Origin of the sequence: Campylobacter sp. 2457A (genome assembly GCF_020135895.1) — a bacterium.
Lineage (GTDB): Bacteria > Campylobacterota > Campylobacteria > Campylobacterales > Campylobacteraceae > Campylobacter_D > Campylobacter_D taeniopygiae.
This window is the reverse complement of the sequence record NZ_JACHTO010000001.1, coordinates 1-17,929: the sequence shown is the minus strand read 5'-3', so window position 1 is coordinate 17,929 and position 17,929 is coordinate 1. Positions and strand designations below refer to the sequence as shown.

Below are 17,929 nucleotides of genomic sequence, written 5' to 3'. Positions count from 1 at the left end.
TTATTCCCCTTTTTTAAAGGGGAAACATGAAAGATTTGCTTCAAAAAATTTGGCAAAATAAACTTCAATTTTTAGATTTTAATCTCAATTTTGAGGATAAAAATATTTTAGATGTATCAGAACTCGCTATCATTTTAAGCGTAAATCAAGAAAATTATGAAAGATATTTTCTTTTAAATGAATTTAGAATTATTTTTGAAAAAATTCATTTAAGAGTGGATATTTTTAGCATTCAAAAGGCACAAATTTGTGCGATAAATCTTTGTAAATCAGGATGGGTTAAAAAACAAGAATTATTAGATGCTTTGCAAATTTTGCAAAAAATTTCAGATAATTGTGAAGTTTTTAATTTCATTGAAAAAATGGAAATAAAAGCTGTAGATAAAAAAGAACTTTTTTTAAAAAAATGTGATCAATTAGATATTATTGCTTTAGAGCTTTGTAAATTAAGTTTTGATGAGAATGCAAAAATAAGACTTCATAAAAAAATAGATAAATTTAAAAAATTAGATTTTAATATCGCAGTGACTGGAATTATGAATTCAGGGAAATCTAGTTTTTTAAATGCTCTTTTAAAAAAAGATATTTTAGGGGTATCGAATATTCCAGAAACGGCTAATTTAACTCTTATAAGTTATGGTGCAAATAAAGAAGTTATGATTTATTTTTGGGATAAATATGAGTGGCAAAATATATTAAAAACTTCTAGCTTTAATGAAGAATTAAAAGCTTTTTTTGATTGTTTGGTTTTAGAGCTTGATATTGATAAATATATAAAAGATGAGGCCTTAAGTCAAAAAATTAATTTAGAAGATTTAAAAAATTTTAGTTCTGCTAAAAATAATATTTCGGCTTTGATTAAAAAAATAGAGATTAAAAGTGATTTGGAATTTTTAAAAAATAATGTTTGCATTGTTGATACTCCTGGGCTTGATGATGTGGTTATTCAAAGAGAAATTTTGACAAATGAATATTTAAAAGAGAGTGATTTTTTAATCCATCTCATGAATGCTTCACAAGCATTAACTCAAAAAGATATCGAGTTTTTAACTCATTGTTTATTAAATTCACGTTTGAGTAAATTTTTAATCATCTTAACAAAAGCTGATCTGCTAAAAAAACAAGAGCTTGATGAGGTGAAAAATTATATTAAAAAGGTTCTCAAAGAAAAGCTTAAAGATGAAAATTTAGTCGCAAAGATTGACTTTTTATCAGTAAGTGCGAAAATGGCCAATGATTTTTATAAAAATCTTGCAAGTGAAGAAAGTCTTGAAAAAAGCGGAATGAAGGAATTTGAAAATTATTTATTTAATGAGCTTTATTCTGGAGAAAAAAGTAAAATTGCCTTAGAATCTTATAAAAAAGAATTATTATTAGAGTTAGATTATCTTTTAAAAGAATATGAATTGCAAAATAAATTTATACAAGAAAAAGAACAAAATTTAGACGAACAAAACAAGCAGTTTTTACTCCAGATGCAAAATCAAAAAAAAATCTTAAAAGAGGCCAAAGATGAGATTTCAAATTCCATTTTGGAACTTAACAATTTAGAAAGTGGGATTGACAATCTTGTATTATTACTCGCAAAACAGCTTAAAGATAGACTAGTTGATGAATTAAAATATTTTAAAAATAAATCTCAAAAAGTTGATGTAAAACGTATTTTAATGATTATAGATACAACGATTAAAGATGGTATAAGCGATATTTTAAGAGAAGTTAAATTTAAAAATATGAAAAAAATTGAAGAATTAAAACTTCATCTGTCTTTGAAATATGATTTTTTAAAAGAAAATTTTAGTAATGATTTTGAAAATTTTAAAGATAAAATTTCTAAAGATATAGAAAATATTTTCAATGATGAAAAAATAATATTACTAAAACTTGAAATTGAAAATATTATAAATCAAAATATTGATTTATTTGATCTTGAAATCAAATTGACTCAAAGCATTAATACTGTTTTTCAAAATTTCAATTTTGAAAATATTTTGCAAAGTCTTGATATCAATGGAGCATTTTTTCATTTTTTAGATAAAAAACTTCAAGATTATGAAGAAATTCAAAAAGAAAAGCTAAAAAATATTGAAGATTTAATGAATAAAATCAATGATAAAAATAGCAATATACTCACTTCTTTTGAAGATAATTTACAAAATATTGCTAAATTAAAACAGCTTAAAATGGATCTTTTACATGCAAATTAATATTTTAAATGATTTTATAAGTTCTTATGAAAAAGCTTATATTAATCATTATGATGATAGTTTTAGCGGAAAAATTAAAACAATTTGTCAAAATCTTAATGAACCTTTTATGCATCCAAGTCGTGAATTAAGCAAAGAATTGAAAGAGTTATGTTTTTCATTAGATAAAAATATCAATATAGCAATTATCGGGCAATTTTCTAGCGGCAAATCAAGTCTTTTAAATTTGATCTTAAAAAAAGAATGTTTGCCTACAGGCGTCATTCCTGTAACTTTTAAGCCAACTTTTTTACATTATGCAAAAGAATACTTTTTAAGAGTGGAATTTGAAGATGGTAGCGATTTGATTACTGAAATAGAAAATCTTGCTTTATATACAGATCAAAGAAATGAGATTAAAAAGGCTAAAAATTTACACATTTTTGCTCCGGTGCCTTTATTGAAAAAAATCACTCTTATTGATACTCCTGGTTTGAATGCAAACGAAAATGATACCTTAACCACACTAAGCGAGTTAAAAAATATCCATGCAGCTATTTGGTTAAGTTTAATTGATAATGCAGGAAAAAAAAGCGAAGAAGAGGTTATCAAGGAAAATACGGAAATTTTGGGCGAATATAGTATTTGCGTTTTAAATCAAAAAGATAAATTAAATGAACAAGAACTGGATAGTGTTTTAAATTATGTTAGAAAAAATTTTTCTCAATATTTTAAAGATATTATCGCTATATCTTGCAAAGAAGCTAAAATTCAAGAAAGCTATAAGCATTCTAATTTTGAACTTTTAATTGATTTTTTACAATCTATCGATGATCAAAAAGTAAAAGAAAAATTTACAAGAAGAAAAATATTTAATTTATGCAAAATTTTAGACAATGAAAATAAGCTTTTTTTAGATATTTTTGATCAACTTTTTTTAAATTTTCAAACTTATGAAGAACATGCAAATTCCATATATGAAGGATTTTTAAAAGAAATTGAAATTTTAAATCATCAAATTTTAAATCAATTAAAAAGTATCGGTGAAAAAATTTCAAATGAAATTTTTAATTGCATTAAAGAAAAAGAAGCTTATTTTTATCAAAAATCAAAAAAAATTTTAACAAAAAATTTATACGTAAAATATACCTATAAAATACCTTACATTTCAACTGATGATACTTATTTATCGATGTTTTATCATTCGGATTCTATGAATAAAGAATTTAAAAAAATTAAAAATGAAATTTATCATTCTTTTGAGCAAATTAAGGAAAATTTAGTCAATTTGGTAAATGTTTTGGAAAAGAAAATTTTATTTTTTAAATCAGAATTTTCAAACATTCAAAAAGATAATGTTTTTCAAAGCGATAGAAATTTTAGTGAGCTTAGAGTTTTTTCAAATGCGAGTGAAGAATATTTTTTAAAAGACTTTAAAGAACTTTTGTTTAAAAATGCATTAGAGCTTGATTTATTTTTTGAAAAACTCAATTTAAAAGCTTTTGCAAATTATGAAAACGCGACAAGACTCACCCTTAGCTTTTTAAGTGATAAAATAAATCAAAGTCGCACTCTTTATGAGTTAGATAGCTCCGAATTTGCTTTATTTTATCCCAAAAAAAGTGAAATTTATGAAAGGGTTTTAAAGGAGCTTAATGTTTATGAATTTGAAAATTTATTGATCGATAAGCCAGTTATTACAAAAATGATCAAGAATTTTTTTAAGGATAATAAAATTTTAATCGAAAATAAAAAACATTTTATAGAGCTTAAAAAAACAGAACTTGATAAAAGAAAAAACCAAATCATTAAATCTTTCGAACTTTTAAAGGGATAAAAATGCTAAAAAGAATTCTAATTTTAATATCGATTTACTGCAGTTTCGTTTTTGCTTTTAGTGATTTAGAAAGAGCCTTGCAGCTTTATGAAGAAAATAAATTTTCTAAAGCGTATGATATGTTTAAAAAACTTTGCGAAAAAGATAGTGCAAAATCTTGTTTTTCTATGGCTTATATGCTTGAAAATGCTCAAGGAATTTCAAGAGATCTTAACACTGCTTATAAACTTTATAATAAAGCATGTAATTTAGGTTTGCCTGAAGCCTGCTTTAACATGGGGCTTATTTTGCAAAATCAAGGCTATGCCAACGAATCAATTTTGGCTTTTAATAAAGCATGTAATTTAGGAGATGTGAAAAGTTGTAACAATATAGCTCTTTTTTATGAAAAAGATAAAGATGGAAAGATGGCGACTTATTTTTACAAAAAATCTTGTCAGTTAAAAGACGCTGCTGCTTGTTATAAATTGGGTTTTTTATATGAAAAAGGGGAATTGGTAAGGCAAAATGTAAAATATTCCCTATCTTTTTATTTTAAAGCTTGCAATTTAGGCTATGCTGAAGCGTGTTATCTTCTTGGACGCTACAACCAGCTTGAAACAAAAGATTTGCAAAAGGCTAAAATTTATTTTGGTATGGCTTGTGATAAAAAACATAAAGAAGCTTGTGCTGCTTATAAAGAATTAAACTCTAAAACTATAGAAATTTATTAGAATTTCTATAGCTCCCCATCAATTTTAGTAATATTTATTATTTTTCTAATTTAAAGTCTAGTTAATATTAATAAGAGTAACATAATCTTAATTGCGTATGTAAAGGAGAAACAAAATGCAAGATAATATTATAGATAGAAGAAGTTTCTTTAAATTAGGACTTCTGGGTGGCTCTGTTGTAGCTGCAAGTACTTTAGGTGGTGGTGCTGTATTAAAAGCAGCAGAGCTTACAGGTTCTCCAAAATCTTTACAAACTAAATCAAACAAAATTAGAGGTAGAATGTTTTTTCAAACTCAAACTGAATTTGATATTCTGAGTGCAGCTTGTGAAAGAATTTATCCTAAGGATAAGCAAGGAGAAGGAGCTATTGGTCTAGGTGTTCCTTATTTTATTGATAATCAATTAGCCTCGGCGTATGGATACAATGATAGAGAATATATGCAAGGGCCTTTTATAGATGGCAAAAAAGAGCAAGGATATCAAACCCCTATGAAACGTAAGGATATTTTTTTAGAGGGTGTTCATGCTCTTGAAGAAAATGCTAAAAAACGTTATAAAAAATCTTTTTCTTCGCTTAGGGGAAAAGAGCAAGATGAAATTTTAAGAGATTTTGAAAAAGGTAAAATTCAAACTGTAGGTTTTAAATCTTCTTATTTTTTTACCCTTTTAAGAGAAATGACAATTGCAGGTGTTTTGGCAGATCCAATTTATGGTGGAAATGACAATAAAAATGGTTGGAGAATGATGCAGTATCCTGGTGCTCAAATGAGTTATATTGATAAAATTTCAAGTGATGAATTTTTTAATATCGAACCTGTGGGTTTAGCAGATATGGAGGATTAAAATGGCTGAAGTATTAAAAAAGATAGATGTAGTAACAGTAGGCGCAGGTTGGACAGGCGGTATTATAGCTGCAGAACTTACAAAAGCGGGACTTCATGTCCTTAGTTTAGAACGAGGACATATGCAAAGTACTGAAAATTTTAATTTTATCCATGATGAGTGGAGATATGGAATTAATTATGGTTTAATGCAAGATTGTTCCAAAGATACGGTTACTTTTAGAAATGATTTTAAAGAATTAGCTTTACCTTATAGAAAAATGGGTTCTTTTTTGCTTGGAAACAATGTTGGTGGTGCTGGAGTACATTGGAATGGTTGGACTTTTAGATTTATGCCTTATGATTTTGAAATCAAAAGTAGAAGTTTTAAGCGATATGGAAATAAATTAGGCGATGATTATACTTTGCAAGATTGGGGCTTAACTTATGAGGATATGGAGCCTTATTATGATCAATTTGAAAAAACTTGTGGAATTTCTGGAGAGCCAAACCCACTTGCTGAAAAAATGGGTTCTTTTAGATCAAGTCCTTATCCTCAAAAACCTTTAGAAAATACAAAAATACTCAAACGTTTTGAAAATGCAGCTAAGGAGATGGATTTACATCCATTTAGATTGCCAGCGGCTAATTCAAAATCTAGTTATATTAATCCAGATGGTCAAGAATTAGCTCCTTGTGAATATTGTGCTTTCTGTGAAAGGTATGGTTGTGAATATGGAGCAAAGGCAAGTCCTATAACAACGGTCATTCCTAAAGCTATGAGTACAGGTAAATATACCATACGCACTTATAGCAATGTTACACAAATTCTAAAAAAAGACGGTAAGGTTACAGGGGTTAAATTTGTAGATACTCGAACGATGAAAGAATATATTCAACCTGCTGATATAGTCGTGCTTACAAGTTATGTGTTTAATAATGCTAAACTTTTAATGGTGAGTGATATTGGATCACAATACGATCCAAAAACAGGCAAGGGTACTTTGGGTAAAAACTATTGTTATCAAATGAATATGGGCACAACTGCTTTTTTCGATGAGCAATTTAACACTTTTATGGGATCCGGTGCGCTTGGAACAACTTGCGATGATTTTATAGGAGATAATTTTGATCACTCTAAAGAAAAATTTCTTCACGGGGCTATGATTTATAGTGTCCAATCCGGAAGTCGCCCTATACAATCAGCCCCAGTCCCTCAAGGAACTCCTTTATGGGGTGCTGAATTTAAAAAAGCCTTAAACTATAATTTTACAAGAAATATTTATATTGGAGGTCAAGGGGCTTCTTTACCACATAAAAATAATTATTTAAGTTTAGATCCGACTTATAAAGATGCTTTCGGGATGCCACTTTTACGCTTAACTTATAATTTTACAGATCAAGACAGAGCTTTGCATAAATTCATTACAGATAAAACAGCTCAAATAGCACAAAGAATGAAAGGTGTAAAATCAATTAAAAAAGGTTCTTATCTTAAAAATTATAGCATTGTGCCTTATCAAACCACTCATAATACTGGTGGAACAACCATGGGTGCAAATCCTGAAATGAGTGTAGTAAATACTTATTTGCAACATTGGGATGCAGATAATCTTTTTGTTGTAGGTGCTGGCAATTTCCAACACAATAGTGGTTACAATCCAACAGATACTGTAGGAGCTTTGGCTTATCGTTGTGCTGAAGGGATTTTGAAATATCATAAAAGTGGAAAAATTCTTGCTTGAAAGCTTTTGCTTTCAAGCTTATTGATGATACAATGTCTTAGTATTTTTTTGCATCAAAATAAATAAAATCAAAAAGTATATTTAGAGTATCAAGAAGCGATACTAAAATGAATGTAATTATTTTTAGAATTTTGCTGATAAGTTGTAGCGACGAATTTTTTAAATTTTTTATCCGCGGTTTCATCAGGGGATGATTGTTTAGAATTTTTTGAATCTACATTATCTGATTCTTCTGTTTTTTCCTTGTTTTCTTCTTCTTTTTCTTTAGCTTCTTCAGCTTTTATTTTCATCGCTTCTGCTCTAGCTTCAAATTCCATTTTTGTTGCATTTGCAGCCACTTTGTAATCTTGTGGGCTAGGATCTGCAGGAGCCATAGCTGCGGCTACAATTTGACGAGCATTAGCTATTGTTTCTTCAGGAGTGTTTCCTTTTTGCATACTGATAGGAACTTCACCCGCAGTAGCATACATTTGATTATCAGGTCCTCTAGTGTAAGTAAAACTTGCAGCTCCAGCTAATCCACCACCAGCGGCTTGATGCGCGGCTTCATGTGCTTTTACATTTCTATCTATATTTTGGAGTTCTCTAAGTTGCTGAATTTGTTTAGCGTCAAGTTCAACGCCATTGATCATTTGTGTATCTTGTTGATTATTTTCGCTAGATGAGGTATCATCGTCATTTTTTGTATCTATAGAATCATTATCTTTTAAGTCTATAGAATTACCATTTTTTGAGTCATTAGAAGAGTGATTAAAATGATAATATGAGCTATAATTTGAGCCAATTTGCATTTATTCTCCTAATGTTTTTTAGAATTTTATCCATTTTATCTTAAAAATTTGATAATTTTTGTAAAATATTTTTATGATTTTTAATTTAATAAGGCGTAAAAATGATTTATAAAAACGATTTAATTTACATAGAAAAAGAAGAATCTCAAATTCCTTGGATCAAGATTTTTACTCAGTATCCTTATAAAGAATTAAGCGATTGCCCAAGTGATTTACAAAGAGAACTTTTTGATAAAATTTTACTTTGTGAAAAAGCTATGATTGAATTTTATAATCCAGAAAAAATCAATATAGCCTCATTTGCAAACTATGTTCCAAGAGTTCATTTTCATGTAATGGCTCGTTTTAAAGATGACGCTTATTTTCCAGAATGTATGTGGGGAAAACAGCAAAGAGAAATGAAAGATTTAAAATTGCCAAATTTTGATGATTTTGTGAAATTTTTACTCAATACTTTAAATTGATATTAATTATTGATTATTTTTTCTTTTATATAATTTCTTTGACCAAAATTATTATTAAAGGAAAAAAATGAAAAAAATTCTACTAAGCTCTTTAGTTGTTGCATCTTTCTTGAGTACAGGTTTATTTGCACAAGAATATACTTTAGATAAAGCTCACACAGATATCGGTTTTAAAATTAAACATTTGCAAATCAGCAACGTAAAGGGAAATTTTCAAGATTATAGTGCAGTTATAGATTTTGATCCTAAAACTTATGAATTTAAAAAACTTGAAGCTGTAATCAAAGTAGCCTCTGTTAATACTGATAATCAAACTAGAGATAATCATTTAAGACAAGATGACTTTTTTAAAGCAAAAAAATATCCTGATATGACATTTGTAATGAAAAAATATGAAAAAATTAGTAAAGAAAAAGGAAAAATGACAGGGATCTTAACCATAGCTGGAGTTTCAAAAGAAGTGGTTTTAGATACTGAAATAGGCGGTATGGCTAAAGGAAAAGACGGCAAAGAAAAAGTAGGTTTTTCTTTAAATGGAAAAATCAAGCGTTCTGAATTTAAATTTGGCGCCGGAACTTCTACGCTTACTTTAGGTGATGATATCGCTTTAAGTATTGATGCAGAAGCAAACGAAAAATAATATCAAATCTAAGAGAGCTTTTCTCTTAGATTTTCTAAAATATAAGTTAAACTTTTATCCTTATTTTCTTCCCATATGAGTTTAAATTCTGGCTTAAAGTTTTCATTTTCTAATTTTAATTCTGTATTTTTTAAAGTCGATTCTAGAAAAGCAAGATGATTTAAAGCAGTATTTTTGTCATCAAAAATTAAAATAAAATCATAGTTTTGTATAAAAATTTTTGTCTTAAAGCGTTTTAAAATTTTAGCAATTTGTTTTAAAATAAGCTTGACATAAGATTCTTGAGTGTATTGCAATTCATTAAAATGAAGCAAGGCGATGATGTAATGATCTTTTCCTTTAAGATAATGCATCAATTTTTTTTCATTGGGCAATTTTGTCAAAGCATCAAAAAATAAATTTTGATATATTTGATACAAAATAACAAAGCAAAAAATCAAACTAGCAAATTCAAAGTATTTAACGCCACAAAAAAAATCAAATAAAAATTGTAAATTTGCTCCAACAAAGGCTAACAAAAGATAATATTCTTTTCTTTTAAAGCTTTGTATAATCAAGATAAAACCACAAAGGATAAAAAATAAAAAAGCAAGTTCATTGATCGGTTTAAGTAAAATTACATTTAAATGAAAGTCTAAATTACTAGCATTGAAATTGGTGTTATTTGGAAGGATAAAACCTAAAATTGCTATAAAAATGATGATTAAAAAAGAGCTAAGATTGCTTTTTTCTAAAATTTTATTGGATATTTTTTTTACTCCAAGTAAAACAAAAATCAAAGGCAAAAATAAAGAAACAAACAAGTGAGCTTGAAATATACTATTGAAAAAATAAGGCAAATGAAAGATAAGTAAAGCAAGAGTGATAAAAAATATACGCGTATTTTTAAAATAAAAAGCTAAAAATAACGTTAAAATTTCAAAAATCAAACTAAAATAACTTAAAAAATCTAAAAAAAACATCAATCAACCTTTAAATAATAAAAATTGAGAATTTTATATAAAAAAACTTAAAAATTAGTCTTTGTTAAATTTTGAGATTTCTTCTTGGATTTGTTTCTCCATGTGAAGGAGTTCTTCGTAGTCTTTTTTCTGTTTTTCTAAAAGTTCATCAAATTTAAATCCTAGCATGACAATACGATATAAATTAGGTTTATATTTTCTCCAGTTATATAGTGTGCTTACATCAACATCAATTTCATACGCCATGTCGCGTTTGCTTTTTTTGATCATCTAATTCCTATTAAAATTTTTAAAATTCTACATTAGTTTTTCTTTATTAAAAACATTTGAAATATTCAATTATTTATTATAAAAATATTTAATATTTCAATATTAATTAAGTTTTAATGTGGAATAATTCCAAAGTTTTATTTATTTTTAAGGAGTTTAGTTTATGGATTTTAACAATGTTCTTTTTTCTGTGCAGGATAAATTGCCAAAAGATGGCATATCTGCTATGACTTTAAAAGAAAAATTTGAAAGCTTAAGTGAAAGCAAACAACAAGAAGTTGTAAGCAATCTTCCTATGCTTGGGTTAAAAAGTCCAGCTTTAGTCTTTTGGGTAGGGACTTTTTTATTTGGTGCTTTTGGAGTAGGACGTTTCATGATAGGCGATATGGCACTAGGATGTGTTCGTTTAGGGCTTAGTTTAGTTGGTTTTATTTGTGGTTTATTTATGCTTGAAAGTACTTTTTTTGCGATTTGTTATTTTATTTTTGGTTTTGCAAATTGGATTTGGTGGATTGTGGATATGTTTTTAGTGGGTAAAAAACTTCGCAAACAAAATTTTGACAAAATTTTTAATCTTATGCAGTGATTATTGTTTTAAATTTTTTAACTAGTAATTCTATTTTTAAAGAAAGGAAAATTTTACTTTGTGAATGCTGAAGATTTCGGAACTTTTACAGGTTTTTTACTGATAGTTTTATATATGTTGCCTGCAGTCATAGCTTTATGCAGGAAACATTCAAATTGGTTGATTATATCTTTGCTTAATTTTTTGTTAGGCTGGACTATAATCGTTTGGATAGTGTGTTTAATTTGGTCATTTGTGAGCGGAGTAAAACAAACTATTATTATAAGAGAAGAAAAAAATAAGGAGAAAAAATGAAAAAATTTTTATATTTTATTGCGTTAGTATTATTTTTAGTTGGTTGTGGAAGTGATTTTCCAGGTCAGCCAAGTGACGTTGCTAGAGTTCAGCAAACAAAATACAGCAATGGAAATTTAAAGGAAGAAATTCCTTATAATAAAGAGTCAAGAATTCATGGAGTAAAAAGAACCTTTTATCCCGAAGGACAATTAGAAAGTGAAGAAAACTATAAAAATGGAAAGAAAGAAGGAATAAGCAAAGAATATTATGAAAATGGACAGCTTATGGCTGAACTTAATTATAAAAACAACGAAAAAGTTGGAGAGTTTAAAGGATATTTTCCTAATGGGAAATTACAAGTTGAAGGAAAATTTTCATCCAACGGAAAAGGATATGTGGGTAGTTTTAAAGAGTATTATGAAGATGGAAATTTAAAAAAAGAAGAAAATTATAATGACGAAGGTAAAGAAGATGGTTTGCAAAAATTTTATAATGCAGATGGTTCTTTGCGTAGTGAAGGGAGCTATAAAAACGGCACCAAAGATGGAGTATTTAGAACTTATGAAAATGGAGCAGTTGTTAAAGAGCAAGAGTTTAAAAATGGTGCTTTAATACAAAAGTCTAACTAAAGGGAAATAATATTGCAAAAAATGATTTTTTTGTTATTTTTAGGTTGTGCAGTTTTAAACGCACAACCTATTGGCGAGTGTAATAATTTTTTAATTATCCAAAAATTAAAAGATATACTTAAGGATAAAATTGTAAAAAATTTTTACGACTCTATCAATTTAAAAGAAATACTTGAAGGTTTTGAAGTTAATGAAAGCGAGTATCTCGAGTTTATTGATGATATGAAAGAATATATCGAGATTGATTCTATTTCTTCCTTTGAAAAATTTGATGAAAATACATGCAAAGCTATTGTCAATGTTAAAATAAGAATTGATGAAGGTAAGTACGAAAAAGGTTCTATAGAAATTGTTTATAAATTTTTAGATTCGGATAAAATAAAAATTACAAATATGAAAGAAAATTAATTAATGATAGAGAGGGAAAACAATGTTGCGAAAAATGATTTTATTATTGTTTTTAGGTTGTGTGGTTTTAAACGCACAATCTATTGACGAGTGCAATAATTTTTTAATTATCCAAAAATTAAAAGATATACTTAAGGATAAAATTTTGCAAAATGCTTATGATTCTAGCGGTTTAAAAGGAATGGGTGTTGATTATGAAGAGTATCTTGAAAAAGCTAAAGAATACCCCGGTGCTATGGTAGAGATTAATTCTATATCTTCATTTGAAAAAATTCGTGATAATGAATGTCTTGCTATTGTAGATGCAAAAGTAATGGGAGATAAAGGTTTTTTTACAATTACATATGAAATTTTAAATTCACATAAAGTAAAAATTACAAATATTATTATGCGTTAATTCAATCATTTATATTTTAGAGCAATAAAACATTGCTCTAAATTCCAAATCAAACTAAAATCAAGCTTTTTTTCGCTACAATTTTTCAAAAAATCTAAGGAATCTTTATGGTTGAAGTAAGAAATCTTACCATGCGTTTTGCAAATCAACTTTTATTTGAAAATGTCAATTTAAAACTCGTTCGCGGGCAAAGATATGGACTTATAGGCGCTAATGGTGCTGGAAAATCAACTTTTTTAAAAATTCTTTCAGGTGAAATAGAATCAAGTAGCGGTGAAGTTGTTTTTGATGAGGGCTTAAGGATCGCAGTTTTAGGGCAAGATCAATTTGCTTTTGAAAACTACACTATTAAAGATGCGGTTATGTGTGCCAATAAAAGATTATATGAGGCTTTAAAAGAAAAAGAAAAGCTTTATATGAGTGAAGAATTTACCGATGAAATCAATGAACGTTTAAGCGAACTTGAAATGATAACGGCTGAAGAGGATCCAAATTACGATTGTGAAACGCGTTGCGAAAAAATCTTAAGTTCTTTAAAAATCAAAGATTTTGATGCTTTGATGAGTACTTTGCAAAGCGCGGATAAATTTAAAGTTTTACTCGCACAAGTATTGTTTTTAGGTGCAGATGTGCTTTTTTTGGATGAGCCTACAAACAACCTTGATTTAGAGGCAATTTCTTGGCTTGAAAATGAACTTTTAAGACACGAGGGAACTTTGGTAGTGATCTCTCACGATAGGCATTTTCTTAATAAAATTTGCACGAGAATTTTAGATGTTGATTTTAAGCAAATTCGAGATTTTGCTGGAAATTACGATGATTGGTATATGGCTTCGACGCTTTTAGCAAAACAAGCTGAACTTAAACGCGATAAAACTTTAAAAGAAAGAGAAGAATTGGAAAATTTTATCCGCCGTTTTAGTGCAAATGCATCTAAGGCAAAACAAGCCACAAGTAGGGCTAAGGCACTTGAAAAATTAGAGCTTGAGGAAATTAAAATTTCAAGTCGCAGGGATCCTAGTATCGTTTTTCGCTTAGGAAGAGAGATTGGCAATGAAGTTTTAGAGCTTAAGGGAATTTCTAAAGCTTATGAACATAGTTTATTTTCAAATTTGGAACTTAAGATAGAAAAAAATGATAAAATTGCTTTAATCGGAGCAAATGGCGTGGGTAAATCAACTTTGGCAAAAATCATTGCAAATGCCATCACTCCAGATAGCGGTAATTTACATTTAGGTGCAACTATAGAGCTTGGATATTTTCCACAAGATACAAGCAATATCATCAATGAAAATTTAAAGCTTTATGAATGGCTTATGAGTGAAAAATTTAAAGATTTAGATGAGATTAGAAAGTGTTTAGGAAGAATGCTTTTTAGCGGAAGCGATCAAGAAAAAATGGCCGCAAATTTAAGCGGAGGTGAAAAGCATCGCTTGATGCTTTCTCGTCTTATGCTAGAGCGTCCAAATTTTTTACTTTTAGATGAACCTGATAACCATCTTGATCTTGAAAGTATTATTGCTTTAGGAGAAGCTTTGTATAATTTTCAAGGTGTGGTGCTTTGTGTGAGTCACGATAGGGAACTCATCAGTTCTTTTGCTAATCGTATTTGGGAACTAAAAGATGGAAAACTTTTAGACTTTAGAGGAAATTATGAAGAATTTTTAGGAGAAAATAATGGCTAAATTTAGAATTCAATACAGTGCAGGTTTTGGGCATTTTACTCAAAATCATAAAGGTTTTGGTCCGACTATTTATATCGAAGAAGTTGTGGAATTTGATAACGGAAAAGATTATTTTGATTATATCGATTTTTATAAGACTTATTCTAAGCCTGATGATACCTATTTTCACATCAGCTTTTTAGAGGATAGACCTTTAAGCGATAAAGAAATTACTATACGCAATGAATACCGAAAAATGCGTGATGAAAACTGCAAAAAAGCTAAAGAAAATTTCATAGCAAATCGCGAAATTGATGTGGAGTATGTCCCAACTCATCACGATTGATTTTTAAAAGGAACGATTTTTGCTTGCATAATTTTTGCATATTTTGAAAGGAGAAAGTTATGCAAGTAGGTTACAAAACCATAAGCTCGTATGAATACGATGCTATCAGTGGTCAGTATAAAAAAGTGGATAAAGAAGTTGAGGATTATTCTTCTAATTCTGATTTCACAAGTCTTTTAGACAGATTAGGTGAGAATGAAAATTCGCAGAATTTGGATTCTAAAATAAACAATGAGAGTTCAAATTCAAATCATTCTTTAAGCACATACGCTCAAAATTCAAATGTTTATGCTTATCGTTTTAGACAAAATGAAGGGGATCTTTCTTTAAGATCTCAAAGTGCAAGTGTGCATAATGATCTTTTAAATCAGAATGAACAAAAGAATAGCTCTCTTTTGAATGATTTATTAAGTGCAATTTAATCAAAGTCCCATTCATGGGGCTTTATTGTCTTTGTATTTCTAGAGGTGTAAAATTTTTACAAAATACCTCAAATTTTTCTTTTTCATTTTTGCTAACATAAAAACTCAAAATCACTCTTTCATCTATAAAATCGCGTTGAAATTTTAAAGCGTTTGAATTTAAAAAATGCTCCAAGCGTCCAAGATTTTTTATATTGATAGCAATTTCAATTTTTTCTTTAATTTCAAAAGGCATTAAAGTTGAATGACAGATCACTTCATTAACAGCATCACTATATGCCCTTACAAGTCCTCCTGTACCAAGTTTTATCCCGCCAAAATATCTTACCACAATGACAGCTGTATTGATCAGATCAAAACCTCTTAAAACATTTAAAGAAGGCATTCCAGAGGTTCCTTTGGGTTCGCCATCATCACTTTTATCCTCTACGATTTGATTAAAATCATTTAAATATCTATAAGCATAGACAAAATGCACAGCTTTTGGATGCTCTTGTTTTAAATTGCTTAAAAGTGTTTTAAAATGTTCATAAGGACAAAGAAAAGCTAAAAAAGTGGATTTTTTGATTTCAATACTGCTTGTATAAATTTGAGTGACAATTTGCATTTTAACCTTAGGTGAATTAAAATTTATATATAGCTTGATTAAACTAAGCATAGTATCAATTTTAAGCTAAATTTATAATTTAAGATTAATTTGCTAGAATTAAATTCATGAAAAAAGTCAAAAAAACGCATTTTATTATTTTATTGATCTTTGATTTTTTAGCCCTTTTTTATGGAATTTCTACTTTAAGTATCAGTAGCGATGAGGCTGAAATTTATTTTGGAGAAAGAAATTCTCTTTTATTTTTTTCGCATGATTTGCTTTATTATCTGACTCATTTTGGAACTTTTATTTTGGGTCAAAATGATTTTGGCTTAAGATTTCCTATTTTGTTTTTTCATTTTTTAAGTTGTTTTTTACTTTATAAATTAGCACAAAAATATACCAAAACGCCTCTTGATACCTTTCTTTCGCTTTTGCTTTTTATTTTACTTCCTGGCACTGTTGCGAGTGCTTTATTGGTCAATGAGGCCGCTATAGTTATTTCTTTAACATTAGCAATACTTTGTGCTTACGAGTATGAGAAAAAATGGCTTTTTTATCTTCTTTTGATCCTTTCTTTGTGTGTGGATAAATCATTTAATATTTTATTTTTAACCTTTTTCTTTTTTGGAATTTATAAAAAAGATTTTCTTTTATTGAATTTATCTTTGATACTTTTTGGGATCAATATCAGTTTTTACGGCTTTGATATAAGTGGACGTCCAAGAGGGTATTTTTTGGATACTTTAGGAATTTTCTCCGCTTGTTTTTCTCCGCTTGTTTTTATTTATTTTTTTTATGTTATTTATCGTTTGATGTTTAGAGAGAAAAAAAGCTTGCTTTGGTTTTTGATGAGTATTACTTTTATTTTTTGCTCCTTGCTTTCTTTAAGGCAAAAACTTTATTTGGAAGATTTTCTTCCATTTTGTGTTATTTGCACCCCTTTGATGATAAAAACTCTTATGGAAAGCTATCGCGTAAGATTGCCTGTGTTTAGATTGAAATATAAAATTTTTATAGAATGCACAGTTATTTTTTTGCTATTTTGCTATTTTGTCATTATAGGAAATCAATTTTTATATTATATAGTTTCAAATCCTAAAAGAAATTTTGCAAACAATTACCATTTTGCCAAAGAATTAAGTCAAGAATTAAAAAAGCAAAATATTTTTGCGATCAGAGTTTCTGATGCCTTGCAAAAAAGATTAAAGTTTTATGGGATTAAAGATAGCAATACTTTTTATTTAAGTGCTATAAAAAATGATAAAGAAGATGATAAAAATCAAAAAATAATCAAAGTCAAGTTAGGTAAATTTGAAAAAAAATATCAAATCAAAAGCTTTAAGTAGGGCTTTTACTCTTTTAGAACTTGTTTTGATTATTTTTATTTTAGGCATTGTTATTTCTATAGTTAAAATCAATATAAAACAAGACAGATCGATTTTGGGTGCAAAACAAATTCTTAACGATATCAATTATCTTAGAAATTTAGCTATGATACAAGAAAGCTTTAGAAATTCAGATCTAGCAGTGGCCAAAAGAGAATGGTATAAAAGCAGATGGCAACTCTATTTTATCAAATCTGCAGCGACTGATTATGAGCAAACTTATACTATTTTTTTAGATAAAAATGGCGATGGTAATGCAAATTTAGGTAAAACAGATATCAATATTGATAGAGAAATTGCCATAGATATCTTAAATCCTAAAAAACTCATGAATTCAGGACAAAGCGGAGTGATCGATAAGGATGATGAAAAAGCAACCAAAAGATTTAATATTTTTAAAACTTTCGATATAGAAAAAGTTGAATTTAAAGGATCTTGTAGCGGTTCGACAAGAATTGTTTTTGATGAAATGGGAAGATTATATTCTCCGCTTAAAAATTCCAAAAGCCTCTATGATAAAAATTTAGCAAAAAGTGGCAAAAATTGCATCATTCGCTTAACTTCCAAATACAAACGTCAAATTTGCATAGTGATTGATCCTTTAAGTGGATATGCTCATATTCCTAAATTTAGCAATTTTAATCAACAATCACTCATCTACAATGGAAAAATAACAGAGTGTTCTAAAATTTAGTTAAAAATAAAATTTAAGCATCATACAAAGTAACTTCTACATCTTAGTTATTTTAATCATATTTTTTAAAATTAAAAATCTTAATTTTTACAAATGATCT

Annotated in this window: 21 protein-coding genes; 17 read left to right on the top strand and 4 right to left on the bottom strand. The window is 28.1% G+C overall.

Features of this window, described 5'->3' with window-relative positions:
- Positions 1–26 precede the first annotated feature (26 nt).
- The 5 genes from H2280_RS00105 to H2280_RS00085 all read left to right on the top strand — a co-directional run bounded on the left by H2280_RS00105 (position 27) and on the right by H2280_RS00085 (position 7,303).
- Complete coding sequence (locus H2280_RS00105; RefSeq protein ID WP_337215316.1) at positions 27–2,207, top strand: dynamin family protein; 2,181 nt, start codon at positions 27–29, stop codon at positions 2,205–2,207.
- Positions 2,197–4,023: a dynamin family protein gene (locus H2280_RS00100; RefSeq protein WP_337215315.1), complete on the top strand. Its 1,827-nt coding sequence runs from the start codon at positions 2,197–2,199 to the stop codon at positions 4,021–4,023. Before H2280_RS00105 ends, H2280_RS00100 begins: the two co-directional genes overlap by 11 nt.
- A gap of 2 nt (positions 4,024–4,025) precedes the next feature.
- A complete protein-coding gene (locus H2280_RS00095) occupies positions 4,026–4,736 on the top strand; it encodes a tetratricopeptide repeat protein (protein ID WP_337215314.1) in 711 nt (236 codons plus the stop codon).
- A gap of 115 nt (positions 4,737–4,851) precedes the next feature.
- A complete protein-coding gene (locus H2280_RS00090) occupies positions 4,852–5,580 on the top strand; it encodes a gluconate 2-dehydrogenase subunit 3 family protein (RefSeq protein WP_337195256.1) in 729 nt (242 codons plus the stop codon).
- A 1-nt stretch (position 5,581) separates the two neighbouring features.
- Positions 5,582–7,303, top strand: coding sequence for a GMC family oxidoreductase (locus H2280_RS00085; protein WP_337215313.1), 1,722 nt, complete (start codon positions 5,582–5,584; stop codon positions 7,301–7,303).
- An 89-nt stretch (positions 7,304–7,392) separates the two neighbouring features.
- On the opposite strand, the gene H2280_RS00080 is transcribed toward H2280_RS00085, so the two are convergent.
- Positions 7,393–8,094 (bottom strand): putative metalloprotease CJM1_0395 family protein, encoded by a 702-nt coding sequence (locus H2280_RS00080; RefSeq protein ID WP_337215312.1) that lies wholly within the window; start codon positions 8,092–8,094, stop codon positions 7,393–7,395.
- Between the two features lie 101 nt (positions 8,095–8,195).
- On the opposite strand from H2280_RS00080, the gene H2280_RS00075 reads away from it, so the two are divergent.
- Together H2280_RS00075 and H2280_RS00070 are read left to right on the top strand one after the other, a co-directional pair.
- A complete protein-coding gene (locus tag H2280_RS00075; RefSeq protein ID WP_337195259.1) occupies positions 8,196–8,558 on the top strand; it encodes an HIT family protein in 363 nt (120 codons plus the stop codon).
- Positions 8,559–8,625: 67 nt separating this feature from the next.
- Complete coding sequence (locus H2280_RS00070; RefSeq protein ID WP_337215311.1) at positions 8,626–9,198, top strand: YceI family protein; 573 nt, start codon at positions 8,626–8,628, stop codon at positions 9,196–9,198.
- 8 nt (positions 9,199–9,206) lie between these two features.
- On the opposite strand, the gene H2280_RS00065 is transcribed toward H2280_RS00070, so the two are convergent.
- Both H2280_RS00065 and H2280_RS00060 read right to left on the bottom strand, forming a co-directional pair.
- Entirely contained in the window at positions 9,207–10,160 is a 954-nt protein-coding gene (locus H2280_RS00065; protein WP_337215310.1) for a hypothetical protein, read from the bottom strand.
- 54 nt (positions 10,161–10,214) lie between these two features.
- Positions 10,215–10,430, bottom strand: coding sequence for a transcriptional regulator (locus H2280_RS00060; RefSeq protein ID WP_337215309.1), 216 nt, complete (start codon positions 10,428–10,430; stop codon positions 10,215–10,217).
- A 163-nt stretch (positions 10,431–10,593) separates the two neighbouring features.
- On the opposite strand from H2280_RS00060, the gene H2280_RS00055 reads away from it, so the two are divergent.
- The 8 genes from H2280_RS00055 (at position 10,594) to H2280_RS00020 (ending at position 15,158) form a co-directional block, all read left to right on the top strand.
- Positions 10,594–11,016, top strand: coding sequence for a hypothetical protein (locus tag H2280_RS00055; RefSeq protein WP_337215308.1), 423 nt, complete (start codon positions 10,594–10,596; stop codon positions 11,014–11,016).
- 60 nt (positions 11,017–11,076) lie between these two features.
- Entirely contained in the window at positions 11,077–11,310 is a 234-nt protein-coding gene (locus H2280_RS00050; RefSeq protein ID WP_212741633.1) for a superinfection immunity protein, read from the top strand.
- Complete coding sequence (locus H2280_RS00045; RefSeq protein ID WP_337215307.1) at positions 11,307–11,921, top strand: toxin-antitoxin system YwqK family antitoxin; 615 nt, start codon at positions 11,307–11,309, stop codon at positions 11,919–11,921. The genes H2280_RS00050 and H2280_RS00045 overlap by 4 nt, the downstream gene beginning before the upstream one ends.
- Positions 11,922–11,933: 12 nt before the next feature.
- Complete coding sequence (locus tag H2280_RS00040) at positions 11,934–12,329, top strand: hypothetical protein (RefSeq protein ID WP_337215306.1); 396 nt, start codon at positions 11,934–11,936, stop codon at positions 12,327–12,329.
- 22 nt (positions 12,330–12,351) lie between these two features.
- Complete coding sequence (locus H2280_RS00035) at positions 12,352–12,726, top strand: hypothetical protein (RefSeq protein WP_337215305.1); 375 nt, start codon at positions 12,352–12,354, stop codon at positions 12,724–12,726.
- A gap of 107 nt (positions 12,727–12,833) precedes the next feature.
- Positions 12,834–14,411, top strand: coding sequence for an ABC-F family ATP-binding cassette domain-containing protein (locus H2280_RS00030; protein WP_137623201.1), 1,578 nt, complete (start codon positions 12,834–12,836; stop codon positions 14,409–14,411).
- Complete coding sequence (locus tag H2280_RS00025; RefSeq protein ID WP_137623200.1) at positions 14,401–14,736, top strand: hypothetical protein; 336 nt, start codon at positions 14,401–14,403, stop codon at positions 14,734–14,736. Before H2280_RS00030 ends, H2280_RS00025 begins: the two co-directional genes overlap by 11 nt.
- A gap of 59 nt (positions 14,737–14,795) precedes the next feature.
- Entirely contained in the window at positions 14,796–15,158 is a 363-nt protein-coding gene (locus H2280_RS00020) for a hypothetical protein (protein ID WP_337195264.1), read from the top strand.
- 22 nt (positions 15,159–15,180) lie between these two features.
- Here H2280_RS00020 and H2280_RS00015 read toward each other — a convergent pair whose 3' ends face one another.
- Positions 15,181–15,765: an IMPACT family protein gene (locus tag H2280_RS00015; protein ID WP_337215304.1), complete on the bottom strand. Its 585-nt coding sequence runs from the start codon at positions 15,763–15,765 to the stop codon at positions 15,181–15,183.
- A gap of 107 nt (positions 15,766–15,872) precedes the next feature.
- Here H2280_RS00015 and H2280_RS00010 point away from each other — a divergent pair, with 107 nt between their 5' ends.
- Positions 15,873–17,096: a hypothetical protein gene (locus tag H2280_RS00010; RefSeq protein ID WP_337215303.1), complete on the top strand. Its 1,224-nt coding sequence runs from the start codon at positions 15,873–15,875 to the stop codon at positions 17,094–17,096.
- Positions 17,062–17,829 carry a type II secretion system protein gene (locus H2280_RS00005; protein ID WP_337215302.1) on the top strand — a complete coding sequence of 256 codons (768 nt, stop codon included), beginning with the start codon at positions 17,062–17,064 and terminating at the stop codon, positions 17,827–17,829. Before H2280_RS00010 ends, H2280_RS00005 begins: the two co-directional genes overlap by 35 nt.
- Positions 17,830–17,929: the final 100 nt, after the last annotated feature.